General features: G+C 31.7%; 22 protein-coding genes and 1 pseudogene. All 23 read right to left on the bottom strand.

The genetic code is table 11. The features are described from left to right. Window positions 1-170 precede the first annotated feature (170 nt). Window positions 171-731: a hypothetical protein gene (locus tag RA0C_RS00210; RefSeq protein ID WP_004917665.1), complete on the bottom strand. Its 561-nt coding sequence runs from the start codon at window positions 729-731 to the stop codon at window positions 171-173. Between the two features lie 154 nt (window positions 732-885). Next, window positions 886-1704 (bottom strand): restriction endonuclease, encoded by an 819-nt coding sequence (locus RA0C_RS00205; protein ID WP_004917662.1) that lies wholly within the window; start codon window positions 1702-1704, stop codon window positions 886-888. 20 nt (window positions 1705-1724) lie between these two features. Then, window positions 1725-2492 carry a hypothetical protein gene (locus RA0C_RS00200; protein WP_004917660.1) on the bottom strand — a complete coding sequence of 256 codons (768 nt, stop codon included), beginning with the start codon at window positions 2490-2492 and terminating at the stop codon, window positions 1725-1727. Window positions 2493-2739: 247 nt separating this feature from the next. Then, window positions 2740-3198, bottom strand: a complete 459-nt coding sequence (locus RA0C_RS00195; RefSeq protein WP_004917658.1) for a hypothetical protein — start codon at window positions 3196-3198, stop codon at window positions 2740-2742. Between the two features lie 167 nt (window positions 3199-3365). After that, complete coding sequence (locus RA0C_RS00190) at window positions 3366-3797, bottom strand: type II toxin-antitoxin system VapC family toxin (RefSeq protein ID WP_004917656.1); 432 nt, start codon at window positions 3795-3797, stop codon at window positions 3366-3368. After that, window positions 3787-4041, bottom strand: coding sequence for a DUF6364 family protein (locus RA0C_RS00185; protein WP_004917653.1), 255 nt, complete (start codon window positions 4039-4041; stop codon window positions 3787-3789). Before RA0C_RS00185 ends, RA0C_RS00190 begins: the two co-directional genes overlap by 11 nt. 271 nt (window positions 4042-4312) lie before the next feature. Further along, on the bottom strand, window positions 4313-4570 hold the full coding sequence (locus tag RA0C_RS00180; RefSeq protein ID WP_004917651.1) for a Txe/YoeB family addiction module toxin: 258 nt from the start codon (window positions 4568-4570) through the stop codon (window positions 4313-4315). Continuing rightward, window positions 4570-4824 (bottom strand): type II toxin-antitoxin system Phd/YefM family antitoxin, encoded by a 255-nt coding sequence (locus RA0C_RS00175; RefSeq protein WP_004917649.1) that lies wholly within the window; start codon window positions 4822-4824, stop codon window positions 4570-4572. Before RA0C_RS00175 ends, RA0C_RS00180 begins: the two co-directional genes overlap by 1 nt. A 385-nt stretch (window positions 4825-5209) precedes the next feature. Continuing rightward, window positions 5210-5587: a hypothetical protein gene (locus RA0C_RS00170; protein WP_013447211.1), complete on the bottom strand. Its 378-nt coding sequence runs from the start codon at window positions 5585-5587 to the stop codon at window positions 5210-5212. Window positions 5588-5871: 284 nt separating this feature from the next. Continuing rightward, on the bottom strand, window positions 5872-6048 hold the full coding sequence (locus tag RA0C_RS10405; protein ID WP_004920732.1) for a hypothetical protein: 177 nt from the start codon (window positions 6046-6048) through the stop codon (window positions 5872-5874). 295 nt (window positions 6049-6343) lie between these two features. Beyond that, the gene (locus RA0C_RS00165; protein WP_015345544.1) at window positions 6344-7033 is read right to left on the bottom strand and encodes a hypothetical protein; all 690 of its coding nucleotides are present in this window, start codon (window positions 7031-7033) and stop codon (window positions 6344-6346) included. A gap of 199 nt (window positions 7034-7232) precedes the next feature. Further along, the gene (locus RA0C_RS00160; protein ID WP_004920726.1) at window positions 7233-7655 is read right to left on the bottom strand and encodes a hypothetical protein; all 423 of its coding nucleotides are present in this window, start codon (window positions 7653-7655) and stop codon (window positions 7233-7235) included. 179 nt (window positions 7656-7834) lie between these two features. After that, window positions 7835-8239 carry a type II toxin-antitoxin system VapC family toxin gene (locus RA0C_RS00155; RefSeq protein WP_004920723.1) on the bottom strand — a complete coding sequence of 135 codons (405 nt, stop codon included), beginning with the start codon at window positions 8237-8239 and terminating at the stop codon, window positions 7835-7837. Further along, entirely contained in the window at window positions 8239-8484 is a 246-nt protein-coding gene (locus RA0C_RS00150) for a DUF6364 family protein (RefSeq protein ID WP_014615004.1), read from the bottom strand. The genes RA0C_RS00155 and RA0C_RS00150 overlap by 1 nt, the downstream gene beginning before the upstream one ends. A gap of 238 nt (window positions 8485-8722) precedes the next feature. After that, window positions 8723-9229 carry an HXXEE domain-containing protein gene (locus RA0C_RS00145; RefSeq protein ID WP_004920716.1) on the bottom strand — a complete coding sequence of 169 codons (507 nt, stop codon included), beginning with the start codon at window positions 9227-9229 and terminating at the stop codon, window positions 8723-8725. 257 nt (window positions 9230-9486) lie between these two features. Next, window positions 9487-10362 carry a hypothetical protein gene (locus RA0C_RS00135; RefSeq protein ID WP_004920711.1) on the bottom strand — a complete coding sequence of 292 codons (876 nt, stop codon included), beginning with the start codon at window positions 10360-10362 and terminating at the stop codon, window positions 9487-9489. Between the two features lie 833 nt (window positions 10363-11195). Then, the gene (locus RA0C_RS00130) at window positions 11196-11615 is read right to left on the bottom strand and encodes a hypothetical protein (protein WP_004918522.1); all 420 of its coding nucleotides are present in this window, start codon (window positions 11613-11615) and stop codon (window positions 11196-11198) included. A gap of 229 nt (window positions 11616-11844) precedes the next feature. Continuing rightward, window positions 11845-12258, bottom strand: coding sequence for a hypothetical protein (locus tag RA0C_RS00125; protein ID WP_004918519.1), 414 nt, complete (start codon window positions 12256-12258; stop codon window positions 11845-11847). Window positions 12259-12321: 63 nt separating this feature from the next. Further along, on the bottom strand, window positions 12322-13005 hold the full coding sequence (locus tag RA0C_RS00120) for a hypothetical protein (protein WP_004918518.1): 684 nt from the start codon (window positions 13003-13005) through the stop codon (window positions 12322-12324). Between the two features lie 246 nt (window positions 13006-13251). Further along, window positions 13252-13734 carry a tetratricopeptide repeat protein gene (locus RA0C_RS00115; RefSeq protein ID WP_004918516.1) on the bottom strand — a complete coding sequence of 161 codons (483 nt, stop codon included), beginning with the start codon at window positions 13732-13734 and terminating at the stop codon, window positions 13252-13254. A gap of 69 nt (window positions 13735-13803) precedes the next feature. Beyond that, window positions 13804-13869: pseudogene (locus tag RA0C_RS10640) on the bottom strand (hypothetical protein); the annotation flags it as partial. A gap of 833 nt (window positions 13870-14702) precedes the next feature. After that, complete coding sequence (locus RA0C_RS00100) at window positions 14703-15521, bottom strand: alpha/beta hydrolase (protein ID WP_004918499.1); 819 nt, start codon at window positions 15519-15521, stop codon at window positions 14703-14705. Between the two features lie 250 nt (window positions 15522-15771). Continuing rightward, a complete protein-coding gene (locus RA0C_RS00095; protein ID WP_004920750.1) occupies window positions 15772-16602 on the bottom strand; it encodes a GLPGLI family protein in 831 nt (276 codons plus the stop codon). Between the last annotated feature and the right edge of the window lie 113 nt (window positions 16603-16715).

Raw genomic sequence — 16715 nt, 5'->3', positions numbered from 1 at the left:
ATTGAACCTTTCGTTCAATTTCGACCAACCATAGCAGATGCTTTTTCAATGAAACTAAATTATTAAAAAAAGTTGAATTGAAAAGCATATGCGGATAAATATTTCTGCTTTTCAATTCAACACCTTAAACCCGCCTTTTGCAAATACTATGTTATCTGTAGCCATTTCAATCAATATTCATAATTAACTTCCTCGATTTTTAAAGAATTTAATAATGTATTATAATTTTTTAAATTCTCTTCACTTCTATCATATACATCAATAATAAGCGTTGAATCAGATTTCATTACTCCAAAATTTCGACCTGAGTATCCTGGGAAACGTTCAGAAATTTTACTTTTAAGTAGTTTGGATAAATAATTATTAATAGCAATAATGTTTTTTTCTGTTAGTTTAAATTCCAATTCTTTATCAGGCTGTTGGAATTCAGGTTTCCCGTACAGCTCTCCAACTTTATCGCAATCAACTTTAGTTCTTTTATATTTTACATAAAATTGCTTATCTCGTTTCGAGAAAACTTCAAAGTTTTCTTCGTGTCCTCCCCATTCTCCACATTCATCAAATTTTACATAAATAATTAGTCTTGTTTTTGAACCAAAAGCTCCTAAATCAGCAGGTTCAAAAAAGATAAATTTGTCAGTACTTGATTCAATTTTCATCTCTGAATTTTTATCTGCGCAAGAATTTAATATTATCAAAAATATAACTAAAATTGAGATTAAGTTCTTCATTGTGTTTAGTATGGTTATAGATAACGTTTTGCATCCTGGCGAAGTGACGGGTATTGAGGCACTTACTTTCAATTTAGCACTAATGTTCATTTGAAAACCAAATGTTCAATTAAGTACTGAACCCGCCATTTTGCCAAACTGCTGTTAGCGGTAGTTATTTTTGTCGTTCATTTATTTTCTTGTCTTTTGTTATCGTATAAGATTTGTCTTCAAATATAGATTTCATAATCATATAGATATGGTCTTCTCCTTTAATTTCTATTGTTTCCTTTGCAATTCTTAGTATTCCATTCAGCTTAACTCCACTAATTTCAGTTTCTTCACCCGTAGGTTTATAAATCAATACGGTACCTGTATCAAAGGTGAAGACTTTTTCTAAGACTTCGTTTTCTTCCTTTTTACACAGTTCGTTATTGAATTCATTAATGTATTTTTCTATGTTTTCAACACTTCCATCTGTTTTTTTAATGTCTAAAAATTCGACCCTTATTGACCCTGGCTTTAAAGTAGATTTTGTTTCCTTTGATACTAAAAGTTCTAATCCATTTATTTGAGGCAATAGCATATTCATATTTATCTGTATGTTTTTCACTCTGCCTTTCCAATCATCTTCATTAGGTTCTCTTAATTCAATGAGCCCAATGTTTTTGTATTTAGCAAATGATATTGCATCTGGAGTAAACCCATTTTTTGACACTATTACACCTTTATTCAGTCCTGCATCTTCTACAATTTCAGCAACTTTCATTATGATGTCTTTATTTATTGTCTGCTCACAATATTTGCATTCAACAGCAGTTTTATAAGAATGAAGTCCGTCAGAATGGCTTGTCAATACGTCAATTTGATGTACAACTGTTGACTTGCCTGTTACTTTGCAATTATTTCCGTGGCACTCAATTTTAACACCGTTTGCTGCTCCAAGTGTTTCATATATGTACTTAGTGATTTCTTCGTATTCTTTCCATTCCATATTAAAGAGTATTGATTTTATTATTCGGTTTGATTGCCATAATCTAGCAAATCAATGTGGATTGATGTTGATTTATATTTACCTGTTCGCACACTTTCAATGAAGTCAGCTTTTGAAATTCCAAAAGAACTTGAGATGTAATGAAAGTGGGCTTGTCCGTTTTTCCAATTTTCTTTACCACCAATACTGTTGTATGTTAAAAAGAAGCAGTGCCAAAAGTCATCCTTCTCGAAGAAATGAGAAACAATTACCTTTCGGTGTTCAATCACATTTTTTAGTTCTCCATCTGTCAAATCAGTTTCACCTACTTTGTGAATTGTTCCATCTTCTTTAATATGAAAAAGTTTGGGTAGTTTTTTGCCTTCCAGGCCATTAGGTAAATTTTCAAAAAGATATTTGCTGTATAAAAAACCAAAGTCGTTATATGACTTGAAAATAAGTGACATTAATTCGTCTGGATTTAATGTCATTCCCTTAAGTAAAGTTTCTTGGTCTTTCTTTCGAGTTGTCTTTAGTAGCTGTATAAAGTTATCGTGAACTTTTGTCTGCTCAAATTTTTCAAAAAATCCAACTAGCATTTCTTCTGCTTTTTTTACAAAAAAATTGTCGTCCAATTGCGAAGTTAAAAAGGGATATTTTGCATATAGTAGGTCCCGTAAAGAAATGGCTCGTTTCTCAAGTTCAAAGGTCTTGTAATATTTTACGGGGTTAACTAGTTCAACTTTGTCAGTGGAAAAAACTCGAGTAAACCCACGTCCGTTTTCGTCAAATATTTTTTCTGTGTTCATTGTCTGTTTGTTTGTTGGGTGTCGTCAGTTATAATTACCGCTAACGAGCCGAGCCGCGGCTTTGCGAGAGTGGCGGATTTGGAAGCCTAAACTTTCAATTTTGCACTAACTTGAGCAACAGCTTTTTATATTTACTAAACTAAAAAAAAAAAAGGAAATATAAAAAGCTGTTGCGGATAAAAATGCAAAAACTTTCAATATTTCTCTTAACCCGCCATTTCGCAAAACCGATGTTAGCGGTAGTGTTTTAATATAACTTATCGTAACCTTTTTGTGTCAAAAATATTCCATTATCTCTTTGTTCGATATATCCTTTATTTAATATATTGTTTAAAGCTACGTTGAAGTTATCAAAATGAAATCTTTCTATTTGATTTTGTAAACTAATAAACCAATTTTCCATAATTACGTGTCCAACACCTAAATTTCGTTTTCTAAGAAACTCTAATATGACATTTTCTGTGTCTTCAATTGACAAACCTTGATTTAAAAAATCATATCCCTTTTGAGTAAGTGTTAACCAATGCCCGCTTGTTCCAACGTATCCATTTGAAATTAATTCATTTAGTGCGTTTGAAGCTTCATCTTGAGAACGTCTATCCCATTTACTTATTCTGCTTTCAATACTTTGTGGCATCAATATACCATTTACAGGCGTTTTGAATTCGCTAAATATTTTTAAAATACGTTCTTGTAAATTTTCCATTTTATTTTTAATAGTTTATTTTAAGGTTCTGTTAACATTACCGCTAACGGTCAGGGTATTGCCGAAGGCGGGGCTTCTTAGCACCCAACTTCAACTAAAATACCATACTTCAAAGGTAAACAAAATTTTCTAAAATGCAAATATCCCCCGCTTGCAGCAATACCTTGTTAGCTCTCGTTTTTTTCTTTCATTTTCAGAAAGTTTAATGGTGTCATAACAGCAATCGATGAATTTTTATAGTCTTTTACATTCCGCGTGATAATTGCATCCAAATCTTTAATGGTTAAGGCTGAAGAGTATTGAATAGAATCCTCATAATCTGTAAAGTCATTACTTAACGCTTGTATTATTTCCTTTTTCGTTGTCCCAACAATCTCTGTCATCTCTGTTAACAATTCAACTACTTCAAGCGTCTTTTTATGACCTAAAAACTTTCTAACTATATAGTAAATATTATTGATGCTTACAGCCGACAAAAACAGTTTTACTTTCCCTTGTTCATTAAGTTCAAAAAGTTCACTCGCAGGGTTAACATAAGGCTCTCTGTCCGTAAAGAAATCAATAACTACATCTGAGTCTACAAAAAGTTTATAGTCCATATTTTTTCGAAAGTTCTTCTGTTAGAATTTGCTTGTAATCAAAGTTTTTATCAGTCTTTATAATTCCTCTAAGTTTTTTTACCTTGGGAGAAAGTTCTTTTTCTTTCATATCAACTCTTTTTACAGTTACAAACTTAAAGTAATTTTCTACCATCTCAGAAAGACTTTGTCCTTTACCTTTTGCATATTCTTTTGCTATTTCAATAATCTCTTTCTCTATTGTTAAAGTTAATTTTGTATTCATCTTAATTTCTTTTTTAGCAAATATACGTATTTATTTCAAAATATCAACACGTGTTTATGAAAAATGAGAGCTAACGGAAAAAGTATTTGCGAAGGGCGGACTAAATTGAACCAATAGTTCAATTTCAACCAACCGTAGCGAATGCTTTTTCCGTATTGCTAATTTACTCAAAAAAGTAATACGGAAAAGCAGAAGCGGATAAATATTCCCAAGTTTTCAATTCTGCACTTAACCCCGCCTTTTGCAAATACTATGTTGTATGCAGTAATTCTCAATCATAATGAAATCTGCACTTTGCTATTAATATTTGGTCGTCCTCAAATTTATAAATCAGTCTATGCTCATCATCAATTCTTCTTGACCAAAAACCGGAATATTTATGCTTTAGAGGTTCAGGCTTGCCAATGCCCTCAAATGGATTTCTTGAAATGTCTTTGAGTAGATCATTAATTCTCTTTAGTTTCTTCTTATCAATTTTTTGCCAGTATAAATAATCCTCCCAAGATTCGTCTACAAAAACATATTTCATCACTCTTCAATTAATTCTTTTTGAAAAGAAGAACCTTTTTTAAGTTTTTCAATAGCAGTATCAAGTCTCATTTCGTTTTTCTTTGATGAGAGTTCATGATTCGTTGCCATTAAAGAATTATACTCGTCTAAAGACATCACGACAATGCCTGAATCCTTTCCACGATTGATGATTAAAGTTTCAAAGTTTTTCGTCACTCGGTCGAAATAACTTTTAATGTCTTTCCTAAAATCTGATACACTTGCTACAAACATGATTTAATATTTTGTACAAATATACGTACAAATTTTTAATAAAATTGGATTCAGCGTAATAATTGGTAAATTATTGCAGACAACGGTCAGGGTATTGCCGAAGGCGGGGCTTCTTTGCACTTAACTTCAACTAAAATACCACACCTCAAAGATAAACAAAATTTTCTAAAAAAACAATTACCCCCGCTTGCGGCAATACCTTGTTGTAACCAGTTTTTATTTCTTTATCTTTATACTTAACCCTAAATCCGATTGTTCAGACAGTTTAAACATTGTAACATTTTGATTTTTAATACTTAATGCAATAATTAGGTTATTCTGTGTCGTGTTGTAAAAATATGAAAATCAATTATTTATGAGGTTTAGACACCAGAATTTGATGGAGTTAAGGTTTAACGGTATTATGTCCTCCTACTCCTGATACTTCTATCCACTTAGTAATTCGGTAATCAAAATGGTTAAATTTCCGTTCTGTTTTCTTCACTAATTCAGGTAAATCTATTATCAATTCTCGTTTAGTTCGAGGAGGTAACCAGCGGTCTAATTCATAGGTTTCTTGAAATAATAATTCATTTTCTCGTGAATAAAACATAAATTCAACCTCTATTCCCTTGTAAACAATAAATTCAGAGCTATTCCATAAAGAGCCTTCTATTCGATATTTCCGAAAGTATTTCCAAAACAACCACTTGGAACGTGGGTGCATTAGTAATACAAAATCAGCTTTTAAATCTTCATTTTCTTTTTCCGTTATTTTTCCCACAAGGTTTTCCTAAATTGATTACAACGGTCGGGGTATTGCCGAAGGCGGGGCTTCTCAGCACCTAACTTCAACTAAAATACCATACTTCAAAGATAAACAAAAGTTTCTAAAATGCAAATATCCCCCGCTTGCGGCAATACCTTGTTACCAGCTGTACTATTTTTTTCAGCGTGGTGTCTTTTCCGCATAGTTTTCAGTCCGCACATTTTTCACGTTTTCAGCGTTCAAGTCCACAATTTGACCGTTTAGTTTTTCAGCCTTTAGTCAGTTCCACAGTTTTTTAGTTATTCTTTTTCTGTTTTCAGTTCCGAAATCCATTCGTTTTTCCGCTTTTCGTCAGTTTGAGTTCCTTTCCTTTGGGATTTTTCCTCTTTTTTAGGTTTTAAAAGTCCAACATTCTGTCGAGCGTTAAAAGTTATCAGCTGTACTCTCCAACATTTTTTAGGAGTCGGCTCATTCAAAAATATGCTTTTAAGTCGTCCGTTGTAGAAAATGAATTTAGACCCCCTAACACGCACTGCTCGGCTGGGTCTAAGTTCAGTTTCTTATTATTCACAATTTAGAGCGTTTTTTAATCGTTTCAAGTCCTTAGCGAAATGTTTGGAGTGTATAGCTGGTAACGGTCAGGGTATTGCCGAAGGCGGGGCTTATTAGCACCTAACTTCAACTAAAATACCATAGTTCAAAGGTAGACAAAAGTTTTGGAAATGCAAATCAATCCCGCTTTCGGCAATACCTTGTTGTGCGTAGTATTTCTCATTCTGTCAATATTTTAGAAGTGTACTCAGTTACAAAACTTCGTAAAAATGAGTCAATAAATTCGTCCGAGCTTCCGTCTTTTTGCAAGTCTGCCTTTATCTTTTTGTATTCATCTGTCTGCTTGAAAACTTGAAACTGTCTTTCTTTAAACATTTCGTACTCTTTGTATTTAAAATACTTTTCCTTTTTTAAGTCCCCTTTGTCAATTTCTAATAAAATGTAGTTTTTGTAAGTAGAGCCATAACCCATATGAACATAATTAACAAGTTTTCCGTGTGGTATTACCAGTAGTCCCGTCAGCCAATCTATTTTTATCTTTTCGTTGTTAGGAAATACTTCATTAATAACACTACGCCATTTATATGGATAAGATTCTTTTGATGTAGTATCGTGGTATTGAATTTCAATGTCCTTTAAAAACAATTGGTTGTCCTTTACTTCAAAGGTCGCAACATAACCACGCCACAATGCTGTTGACATAATTCCGCCTTTTGGTCTTTTGTCGGGATTCTTTTCAAAATAAGTTTCTAACGGATTGCTATGTAATTTAAATTCTTTTCCATTATAGATTATTTTGTCAGGATATTGAGCTGTCGCAAAAACTTTTGCTCCTAAAAATAATGTTAAAAAAATTGTTAAAATTGCTCTCATAGTTTCTTCTGTGTTAGGTCTGTCAATATTTCGCACAACGGAAAAAGTATTTGCGAAGGGCGGGCTAAATTGAACCTTTCGTTCAATTTCGAGCAACCGAAGCAAATGCTTTTTCAATGAAACTAAATTAAATAAAAAAATTGAATTGAAAAGCATTTGCGGATAAATATTACCAAATTTTCAACCCTTCATTAACCCCGCCTTTTGCAAATACTATGTTATCTGTAGGTTTTCTTTACTTCAAGTGAAGTTTAGCAGGATTTTTAGGAAAAATATCTCCAGTCATATAAAAATTTGCTTTATTTTTAGGAATAATTTGTCCATAGATTCCACTAAAATCCCCATACATGCGTTTCAATTCACAAGTTTTTACAGCCTTTCTATCTTTTAAGAATATTATTAAATTTATGTCATCCAAAGACTCTATTGATTCGCTAACATTCTCTAAGTTAAGTTTGTTTTCAGTTGCAATTTTTTCAAGACTTGAATAGGGGCTAATGATTATCAACGAATCCCATTCAAAATCATTATAATTTGAAAGATTCAATTCTTTTTTTTGAATAATTTCAGCACTAATTTTACTTTCTAAAATGTAATCATTCTTATTACAAGAAAAAATAGCAAAACATAAAATTAAGGTTATTAAGGTTTTTCTCATTTTTGCTTTTTTAGCGATATTTTGTTAAACTTACAGATAACATCCCGACGGCTTTGCGTTCGGGCGGGAAATCGAAGCACAAAAGCCAATATTATTACTAATGTTTAATTGAAAAACTGCCGTTGAATTTTGTACTTCAGCCCGCCTGACGCAAAACCCTTGTTATACGACGCCACAATTTAACGTTTTAAATATTCATTTGCGGTTAAGACAGGCAAACTTATATTTTTAAAATCTTTTTTGTTTCTTGAAATTATTACTTCCATTCCGTGTTCAATTGCTGTATAATATTGAATCGCATCTTCAAAGTCAGTAAAATCTGAAGCAAGTGAAAGTTCCACTATTTTATCATCAATTGGCAAAACTTCTACAAGAACTTTAAATTTTGAAATAGCTTTTCTGGCTTCCATTTTTAAATGTTTGAAAAGTAGATAATGAACATTTGCAATTGTTAGCGCAGAGATAAATAGCTTTACTTTATTTTGGTCTCCCATTGTAAACAATTCTTGTGCTTCTTGATAAAAATTTTCTCTTTTTTCAAGCAAGTCTAAAACGATATTTGTGTCAACAAAAACTCTTTCCATTATGAATATTTTTCTCTTAAATATTCATAGTAATCCTCATTTGTTTCATTTTCAGAGCTATGGGGAATTATTCCAGTTAAACTCTCCACAAGAGGACTTACATCAACTTTTTTGGACTCCTTTTTAGTCAATGCATTCAAATAATTTTCAATAAGTTTTGAAAGACTCACTCTATTTTCCTTAGCATAATCTTTTGCACTCTCAATTATGCTTTTATTTAAGTTTAAAGTTAGTTTAGTATTCATAAAATTCAAATTACGTGTAAAAATACAAATCATTTACGTTATTTCAAAATTTATGCTGATTTTTTTAAGTGGTGTCGTATAACGGTTCGGGTATTGCCGAAGGCGGGGCTTCTTAGCACCCAACTTTAACCAATATACCATAGTTCAAAGATAAACAAAATTTTCTAAAAAAGAAATAACCCCGCTTGCGGCAATACCTTGTTGGCGGTTCGTTGTTCTTATTTCAATACAACCTTTCTTATTCTTTTTTTAGTTTGTCGTCCACGAATTTACCAATTTTTAGAAATATAAAAGCAAGCAAAACCCCAAGAATACTCCCAAGAATAATGGCGATAGCCATCTGTCGAACAGGAAGGTTATTAGAGTTATAAATTGTCCACAAAATAAAAGTCGTCAGCGGAAAGTTAAGCAAAAGCCCAGTGATTAATCCCGGTGAATATTTTTTTAGGTATATGGTTGCAATTGTGTGAGGAAAAAATACATTTAACAAAAGCATCCCTGCAAATCCTGTAATTGTCAGTAAATATTGCTGCTCTGTCTGATAATATTTTTTTGTCAATATAAGGACAAATCCTAAAAAAGTAAAAAGTCCTGCCGCAATTGAAAATTGTCTTGTTGTAACAGGTTGGGGATAGAATTTAGAAATCGATTTCGTCCATCTTTCCATTCCAAATATTTCTTCAATATTGTGGATTAGAAAAGCGAATGGTAAAATGGAAATTAAGTTGTCTAAGTTATTTGTCATTTCATTTATTTGTCATTTCATAGTCGCATTTTTTATGTGTCACTCTACAATGACCGCCAACGGAAAAAGTATTTGCGAAGGTCGGACTAAATTGAACCAATAGTTCAATTTCAACCAACCAAAGCAGATGCTTTTTCAATGAAACTAAATTATTAAAAATAGTTGAATTGAAAAGCATTTGCGGATAAATATTTACGCTTTTCAATTCAACACTTCTCCCCGCCTTTTGCAAATACTATGTTAGCTGTAGTCTTATGTTAAATGTCTTCATAATAATATTTTAAATATTTTCCATTTTCGTCTTCACCAAAAGTTTGCGATATTACTTTTAATTTCTTTTGATTCTCTTGTTGTGTAGTTTTCTTATTTCGTCTATAATTCTGAATTGTTTTCGGACTATGATAATTAATGTAAAATTTTACTGTGTTAACGATTTTTTTTAAATCTACATTTAAAATTTGGTTATATATATCTTCATAAGCAACAAATCCGTCTTTTCTCATTTCTTTTAAATGAGTCAATTCGTCTCGAAGTTTTTTAATTTTCACAATCACTTCTGCTTTTCTTGGGTGCTCAGTTAGAAAATCTTTTTTTGTAACTTGAGGAATAATGGTTTTAAATTTAGTTTCAAAAGAAGAATATTTCTGAATTATATTTTTATCGACTAATTTTCCATCAAATTCTATTTTTGCATAATCTGGCAGACATTGATTCATAAATGCTTCTAATGCTAGGAAAGAAAATATGATTGCATTAGCTCCAACTTTGAAAACAAAACTAAAAGCAACTGCAGGATGCCATTTATATTTACTTTGATTTTTTTCTAAACTGTCTAAAAGTAACATTTTGGCTTCTTCTATTTGATTTAAAATATCATATGCAATAGAATAATAGTATGTTACGGGATTTCCTTCTGGCAGTAAGAACATTTTATTCTTTAATTTAAGTTTGTTTACTGCATACAAATCCTTTTTTCCAATTTGAATAATATGATTTTTAGGATCTTTTAGAAATTTTTTAAGTTCTTTTTCAGAATTAGCTACTTTTCCTTCTTTTTTTAAGCTTTTAGTTACCCATCTATAATCTTCGTTTGGATCATGTCCAAGACTTTTGTATGTTATCTTAGTTCCCATTTCAAATATCTGTGAGTTATGCGAAAAGATTGCAGCTAACGGTCATGGTATTGCCGAAGGCGGGGCTTATTAGCACCTAACTTCAACTAAAAATACCACACCTCAAAGATAAACAAATTTTTCTAAAAAAACAATTAACCCCGCTTGCGGCAATACCTTGTTACCAGCTGTACTATCTTTTTCAGCGTGGTGTCTTTTCCGCATAGTTTTCAGTCCGCACGTTTTTCACATTTTCAGCGTTCAAGTCCACAATTTGACCGTTTAGTTTTTCTGCCTTTAGTCAGTTCCGTAGTTTTTAGGTTACTCGTTTTCAGTTTCGAAATCCATTCGTTTTTTCGCTTTTCGTCAGTTTGAGGTTATTTCCTTTTGGATTTTTCCTCTTTTTTTAGGTTTTAAAAGTCCAACATTCTGTCGAGCGTTAAAAGTTATCAGCTGTACTCTCCAACATTTTTTAGGAGTCGGCTCATTCAAAATATGCTTTTAAGTCGTCCGTTGTAGAAAATGAATTTAGACCCTTTAACACGTACTGCTCGGCTGGGTCTGAATTCAGTTTCTTATTATTCACAATTTAGAGCGTTTTTTAAATCGTTTCAAGTCCTTAGCGAAATGCTTGGAGTGTATAGCTGGTAACGGAAAAAGTATTTGCGAAGGGCGGGCTAAATTGAACGAATAGTTCAATTTCGACCAACCGTAGCAGATGCTTTTTCAATGAAACTAAATTAATAAAAATAGTTGAATTGAAAAGCAGAAGCGGATAAATATTACAAATCTTTCAGCCCTGCATTTAACCCCGCCTTTTGCAAATACTATGTTACCTGCAGTTTCTTTTATTTTCAATATTCAAAGATGTTTTCGCTTATAAATTTTATATCGCTTTTTGGTGCGTAATTAGAAATTAGAAGAATGAAATTGTTATTTTTTATAATCGTATCCTTTACAAAATATTTTGAAGTGTCAATTTTTTTTTCTTTTGGGTTAAGTAAAACAAAATATTCATACGCAGGTTCGTCAGTCCTTCCATAGAACAATATGTTTTTAAACTCTGTATTATTCGTACGAAGTTTTTTATATTCCTTGTTTCGCAATGCGAATTTGAAGTCTCCAAAAGTTAACGATTTGAAATTAACTGCCCGATTGTAAACGCTTTGATAGCCTCTCTCGTTCCCAAATTTAGTTTCTTTGGATGATTTTGAAAATGATGAACAACTTGTAATCATAAAGATGATACTCGATAAATAAAATGCTTTTTTCATTTTTAAATAGTTTTTGAGTGAAATTGCAGGTAACGGGAAAAGTATTTGCGAAGGGCGGACTAAATTGAACCAATAGTTCAATTTCAACCAAACCGAAGCTGATGCTTTTTCAATGAAACTAAATTACTTAAAATAGTTGAATTAAAAAGCATTTGCGACTAAATATTTCGGCTTTTTCAATTCAACGCCTCTCCCCGCCTTGCGCAAATACTATGTTAGCTGTAGTTTCTTATTTCATTTTTGAGATCCTCGGGTTTGTAAAATACCCAAGTTCTTTTTGAACTTTTTTTACGTGTTTTTCAAAATCAGGAGTTATTTCAGGAACATTAATATAGCAAATATCAAAAATTGGAATCTGTTGATTGTTTATTAATTCCTTTCCTACAGAAATACCAATAACTTTTTGAATATGTGGATTCAAGTATCTTGCAACATCACATCTCAAAAGCAATTCGTCTTTTTTAATGTTCCAGTTTTTTTCAGATAATGGCATAAAAACATAAGTATAATCTTTATCACTGTTTGCCTGAATCATACGAGCTTGAACCTTATCCTTAATTGCATGTTCTAAATTTAGGCCTAATCCTATTCTTGAAATTCTATCTTCTAAATTTATTATTCTTAATGCCTCTTCATATTCCAAAAATTTTTTATTATTTATTTTATCTTTAAATTGATTTGTAAACAGAATTTTGATAAAAATATCTCAAACATAACTTACAGCACTTTCATTTTTCCAAGATTCATATTCTGCACTTGATTGATATGACTCCCAAAGATTACTATCCAAAATTATTGAATCGGTTGAATCATCAAAATCAAGTCCAGTTCTTAAATAAAAAGCTAAGAAATCGGTTTCGTATGCAGCGATAATAGTTGCCTTCTTTTGGAGTAACTCTTTAGCATCAAGATATTTTGTAAAATCAATGATAGTATCTAATTCATTTAAAATAATATTTGTTGATTTTTCATCAAAAACCGAAACATATCCTTTTCCAAAATCACCCATTGGTAAAGGGAAATTTGGACTGCTTCCAAATGCAATTGCAATTCTGTAAATTTTTCTATTTTCTTTTTTTGGTAAAGGTATCTTCGTGCAATAGTCTTTTAGAGTAATTTCGTCAGAATTTAAAATGTGTTTTTCCGCTCCATAAATTTGTTTGACGGAATCATCAATTGCTTTCCTAACCCATCTTTCATAAACAACACTATCATCATTATGCTTGGACATTTTAATATCTTTAACTGAAATTATTATTATAATGTCGCCACATACAATTAAAACATCACAAAGTTCTTTATTGTTTTTTCCTATCGGATTTGGATAACTCCAAAATGGCAAAAAAGATTTTTCACATAACTCTGAAACATATTTTTCTGAACTTGTCATTATTTAGTGCGGTATGTTTTAAAATTACAGCTAACGGAAAAAGTATTTGCGAAAGACGGGCTAAATTGGGCTGAAAAGTTCAATTTAGACCAACCGTAGCAGATGCTTTTTCAATGAAACTAAATTACTCAAAATAGTTGAATTGAAAAGCATCTGCGGCTAAATATTTCTGCTTTTCATTTTCAACACCTTATCCCCGCCTTGCGCAAATACTATGTTATGTGCAGTGTCTTTTAGATTTCAGACTTATATAGTTTTTTTTAAATTCACTAATTTTCGTTCAAGTATTTTCTCTGCTTCTAAAATAGCTTCAATTTTTTGTTTTTTTGTTAAATTCTTTTCTATCTCTTGAATTTCTTTCACAACATCATCTTGTTGAAAAACTGAAAAATCTCTTTTGTTTTCATTGTATATTAGAAACCATATATAACTTTTAAAAATATCTTTCTCTACATCAATTCCATCTCTGAACATATAAGCAAGATTAAGTCTTGCCGAAGTTATTCTTCCACTCAAATTTAGATTCTCAGGGTTTTTAAGTTTCGCCAATTTCATTGCCCATTCTAACATTTTTTGCTTGTTTTTTGGCGTTCCAATTCCATCTTTATATGCTGTTACAACATTAAACATACAAGTTGCATCATCGTTTTTTGCACATTTCATTGCATACTCAAATGCTTTATCATAATTTGGCTCGACACCTTTCCCATCAGAATAAGCCATCATCATTGCATAAAGCCCGTCATTATAGTTTTGGTCAGCAGATTTTTGATACCAAGAAGTTGCTATTTTTTCATCTTTTGCAACTCCAACTCCAAATTCATAGCAATAACCTAGATTATATTGAGCTTCTGCGTTTCCCAGTTCAGCAGATTTTCATAAAAGTGGAATTGCTTGTTCATATTTTTTTTGGATGAGAAGTTCAATTCCTTTTTTGTTTAATTCTTCAGAATTTTGTGAAAAGCAGAACAAAAAAGTTAGAAATGATAAAATTGTTATTATTTTATTCATTTTATACGGTTTTTTTTATGACATTGCACATAATGGTGGGGCTTTGCGAAGAAGCGGGCTAAAAAAACACTTACCTTCTCCCAACAACACAAAGGTAATAAAAATTACATTATGTCCAAACAAAACCACTCCCGCTTTTTTGCAAAACCCGTGTTGCACGCAGAACTTTCATTTCCATTTCTATTTGATATTCACAATTTGGTATATTCGCATAGTTTAAAATTCAACTTTTCAAGCATTTTCAGTCAATTTCAGTTTCCTAAAATCAATTCTATTTTTTCAAATTCAATTCTCCCCTATTTTCAATCCAGTTTTTTACAAGAATCATATTCACTACGACTATAAAATCAATTCAGCGAATGTTCTGTTGTACGCAACGCTATTGAAAATTCACTACGAGTAAAAGTCAATTCTATTCCGTAATACAAAAAACAGAAAATGAATTCAAACCTCTCTACATTATCCTCGTTCGGTTTGGATTCAGTTTCTTTTATATCGCAAAAATTTAGTTTTATTTCTGTAGCGTGAGTTTCAGTAGTGTTGCGTGCAACGGTTCGCAGCTTGGCGAAGTGGCGGATTTTGAAGCACTTACTTTCAATTTAGCACTAATGTTCATTTGAAAACCAAATGTTCATTTTAGCACTGAACCCGCCATTTTGCCAAACTGCTGTTGTGCGTTCGGCTTTTTATTCAGTTTTGTTTAGTGTCCAAATAATTGCTTTTTCCTTCGTTGCTCTGAAAATTGTCGTATGTTTTTCTTTTGGTTCGTCTGAAAATTTCCATTTAATATTTTCTTTGTTCTCTGTTTTAAAAATGTCAGCTAATTCTTTTGTAAAAGGCGAAACGTCTTCTGCGTCTGAACCTGCAAACCAAATCCGTTTTTCTGATATTGGAAATTTCGCTAAATGTTCTTTTGCTGTTCTTACCAAATAATGATTATTCCACCAAAGTGAAGGGTCAAAAGCGATATAATTGTCAAACATTTCAGGTGTTAGGAAAAATGTTTCCATTACAAAAAGTCCTGATGCAGATTCCCCAATTATACTTTTTTCAGTCGTTGTTCTGTATCTTTTGTTAATTTCAGGGAAAAGTTCGTCTTTGATAAATGCTCTAAATTTTTCTGAACCACCAACAACTGGTGCAATTTCTTTGTCTTTCGTTACTTCTGTAAAGCCTGTCAAATCTCTTCTTCGTTGAGTGTTTTCAATTCCGACAAGTATTAAAGGTTTTATTTTCTTTTCTTTAATTAGTTTAGCCAAAGTATTTGCAATGTGAGGAAAGTCTTCTTTTATTCCACCATCTGCCATATACATTACAGGCAAAGAGTCTTTACTTGCTCTATAATTTTCTGGTGTCCAAACATTGATTACTCTTTCTTCTCCAACTTGTTTAGATTGAATTTTAAAAGTTTCGTGTTCTGGAATAGGGTCGTTTGGTTGTGATGCATTTGAGCAACTTGTTAATGTTACAAGTATAAAAAGTAAGTTATAATAAATAAATTTCATATTTTCTGTTTTTTGTCTATTTGTTATTTACGCTGTCGTTTTAAGCTGACGCACAACGGGAAAAGTATTTGCGAAGGGCGGGCTAAATTAAACCAATCGTTCAATTTCAACCAAACCGAAGCAGATGCTTTTTCCGTATTGCTAAACTAAGAAAAAAAGTAATACGGAAAAGCAGATGCGGATAAATATTTCTACTTTTCAATTCATTACTCCTCCCCGCCTTTTGCAAATACTATGTTATCTGCAGGCATTATTCACAATTTTTTAAATCTATGGGGTTTTTAAAGAAATTAATTTTTTCTTTTTCTACTTTATTGAAAGATTCACGAGCTTCCTTTGTATTCACATCTTTGCCGTTATAAACATAACTGTAAGTCGCACCTTGTTCATTTAGGTTTGCAAAAATATTCGAAGGGTCTTTCTGAAATTTCTCCCAAAAAGATTCCCATTGCTTTGGAGTTAGTTTTACAATGGCTGATTCTCTGTTGCGTTTTGATATGTCACTTTTTTCCCGTGTCAATGCCTTAGCTTCAAAAATAAAGTTTTCTTCAGAATCGCTTATTTTTAAAATTAATCCAGGAAGTCCATAAAATTTATATGGACCGTCAGTAATTGGAATTTCGTCAGTAAACCAAGCTATCCATTTCCTTCCACCAAAATTTGTTTCTGCACTACGGGAGTTGTAGCCAAAAACCTCTCTTTTGTCCTTTAAAATTTTCCATTCAGGTTTACAGGTGTATTTAGTGATATAAGTTTTATCAAAAATATCCTGCTCTACCAATATGTTTCCACTCTGTAAATTCTTTTCTATCAACTGTTGGAATTTCCATTCATGTCTTGGGCTTGGGACACTTCTAATACCCTTGTTTCTTAAATCCGTTTTTAAGGAGTCATATTTAAATTTATACAGAGCCTCAAACTGGGAAAGTTTTGAATTTGTAGTTAAAGCCATTAATTCTAAATTGTAATTGCTGTCCGATTTATCCGATTTCCACTTAAACTCATATATTATTTTATAATCCTGTGAAAAATATAAATCACATAAAATCAAAGAGAAAATTATCAAAAATATTCTTTTCATAGTTTTTTGCGTTTTTTTTGAATGGTTGCAGATAACGGTTTACGTATTGGCGAAGTAGCGTAAATCAAAACACAAAATATTGAATTTAGCATTAATGTTAAATAGAACTACTT

This window comes from Riemerella anatipestifer ATCC 11845 = DSM 15868 (assembly GCF_000252855.1).
Taxonomy (GTDB): Bacteria; Bacteroidota; Bacteroidia; order Flavobacteriales; family Weeksellaceae; genus Riemerella; species Riemerella anatipestifera.
This window is presented reverse-complemented; position numbering and strand designations above follow the sequence as displayed.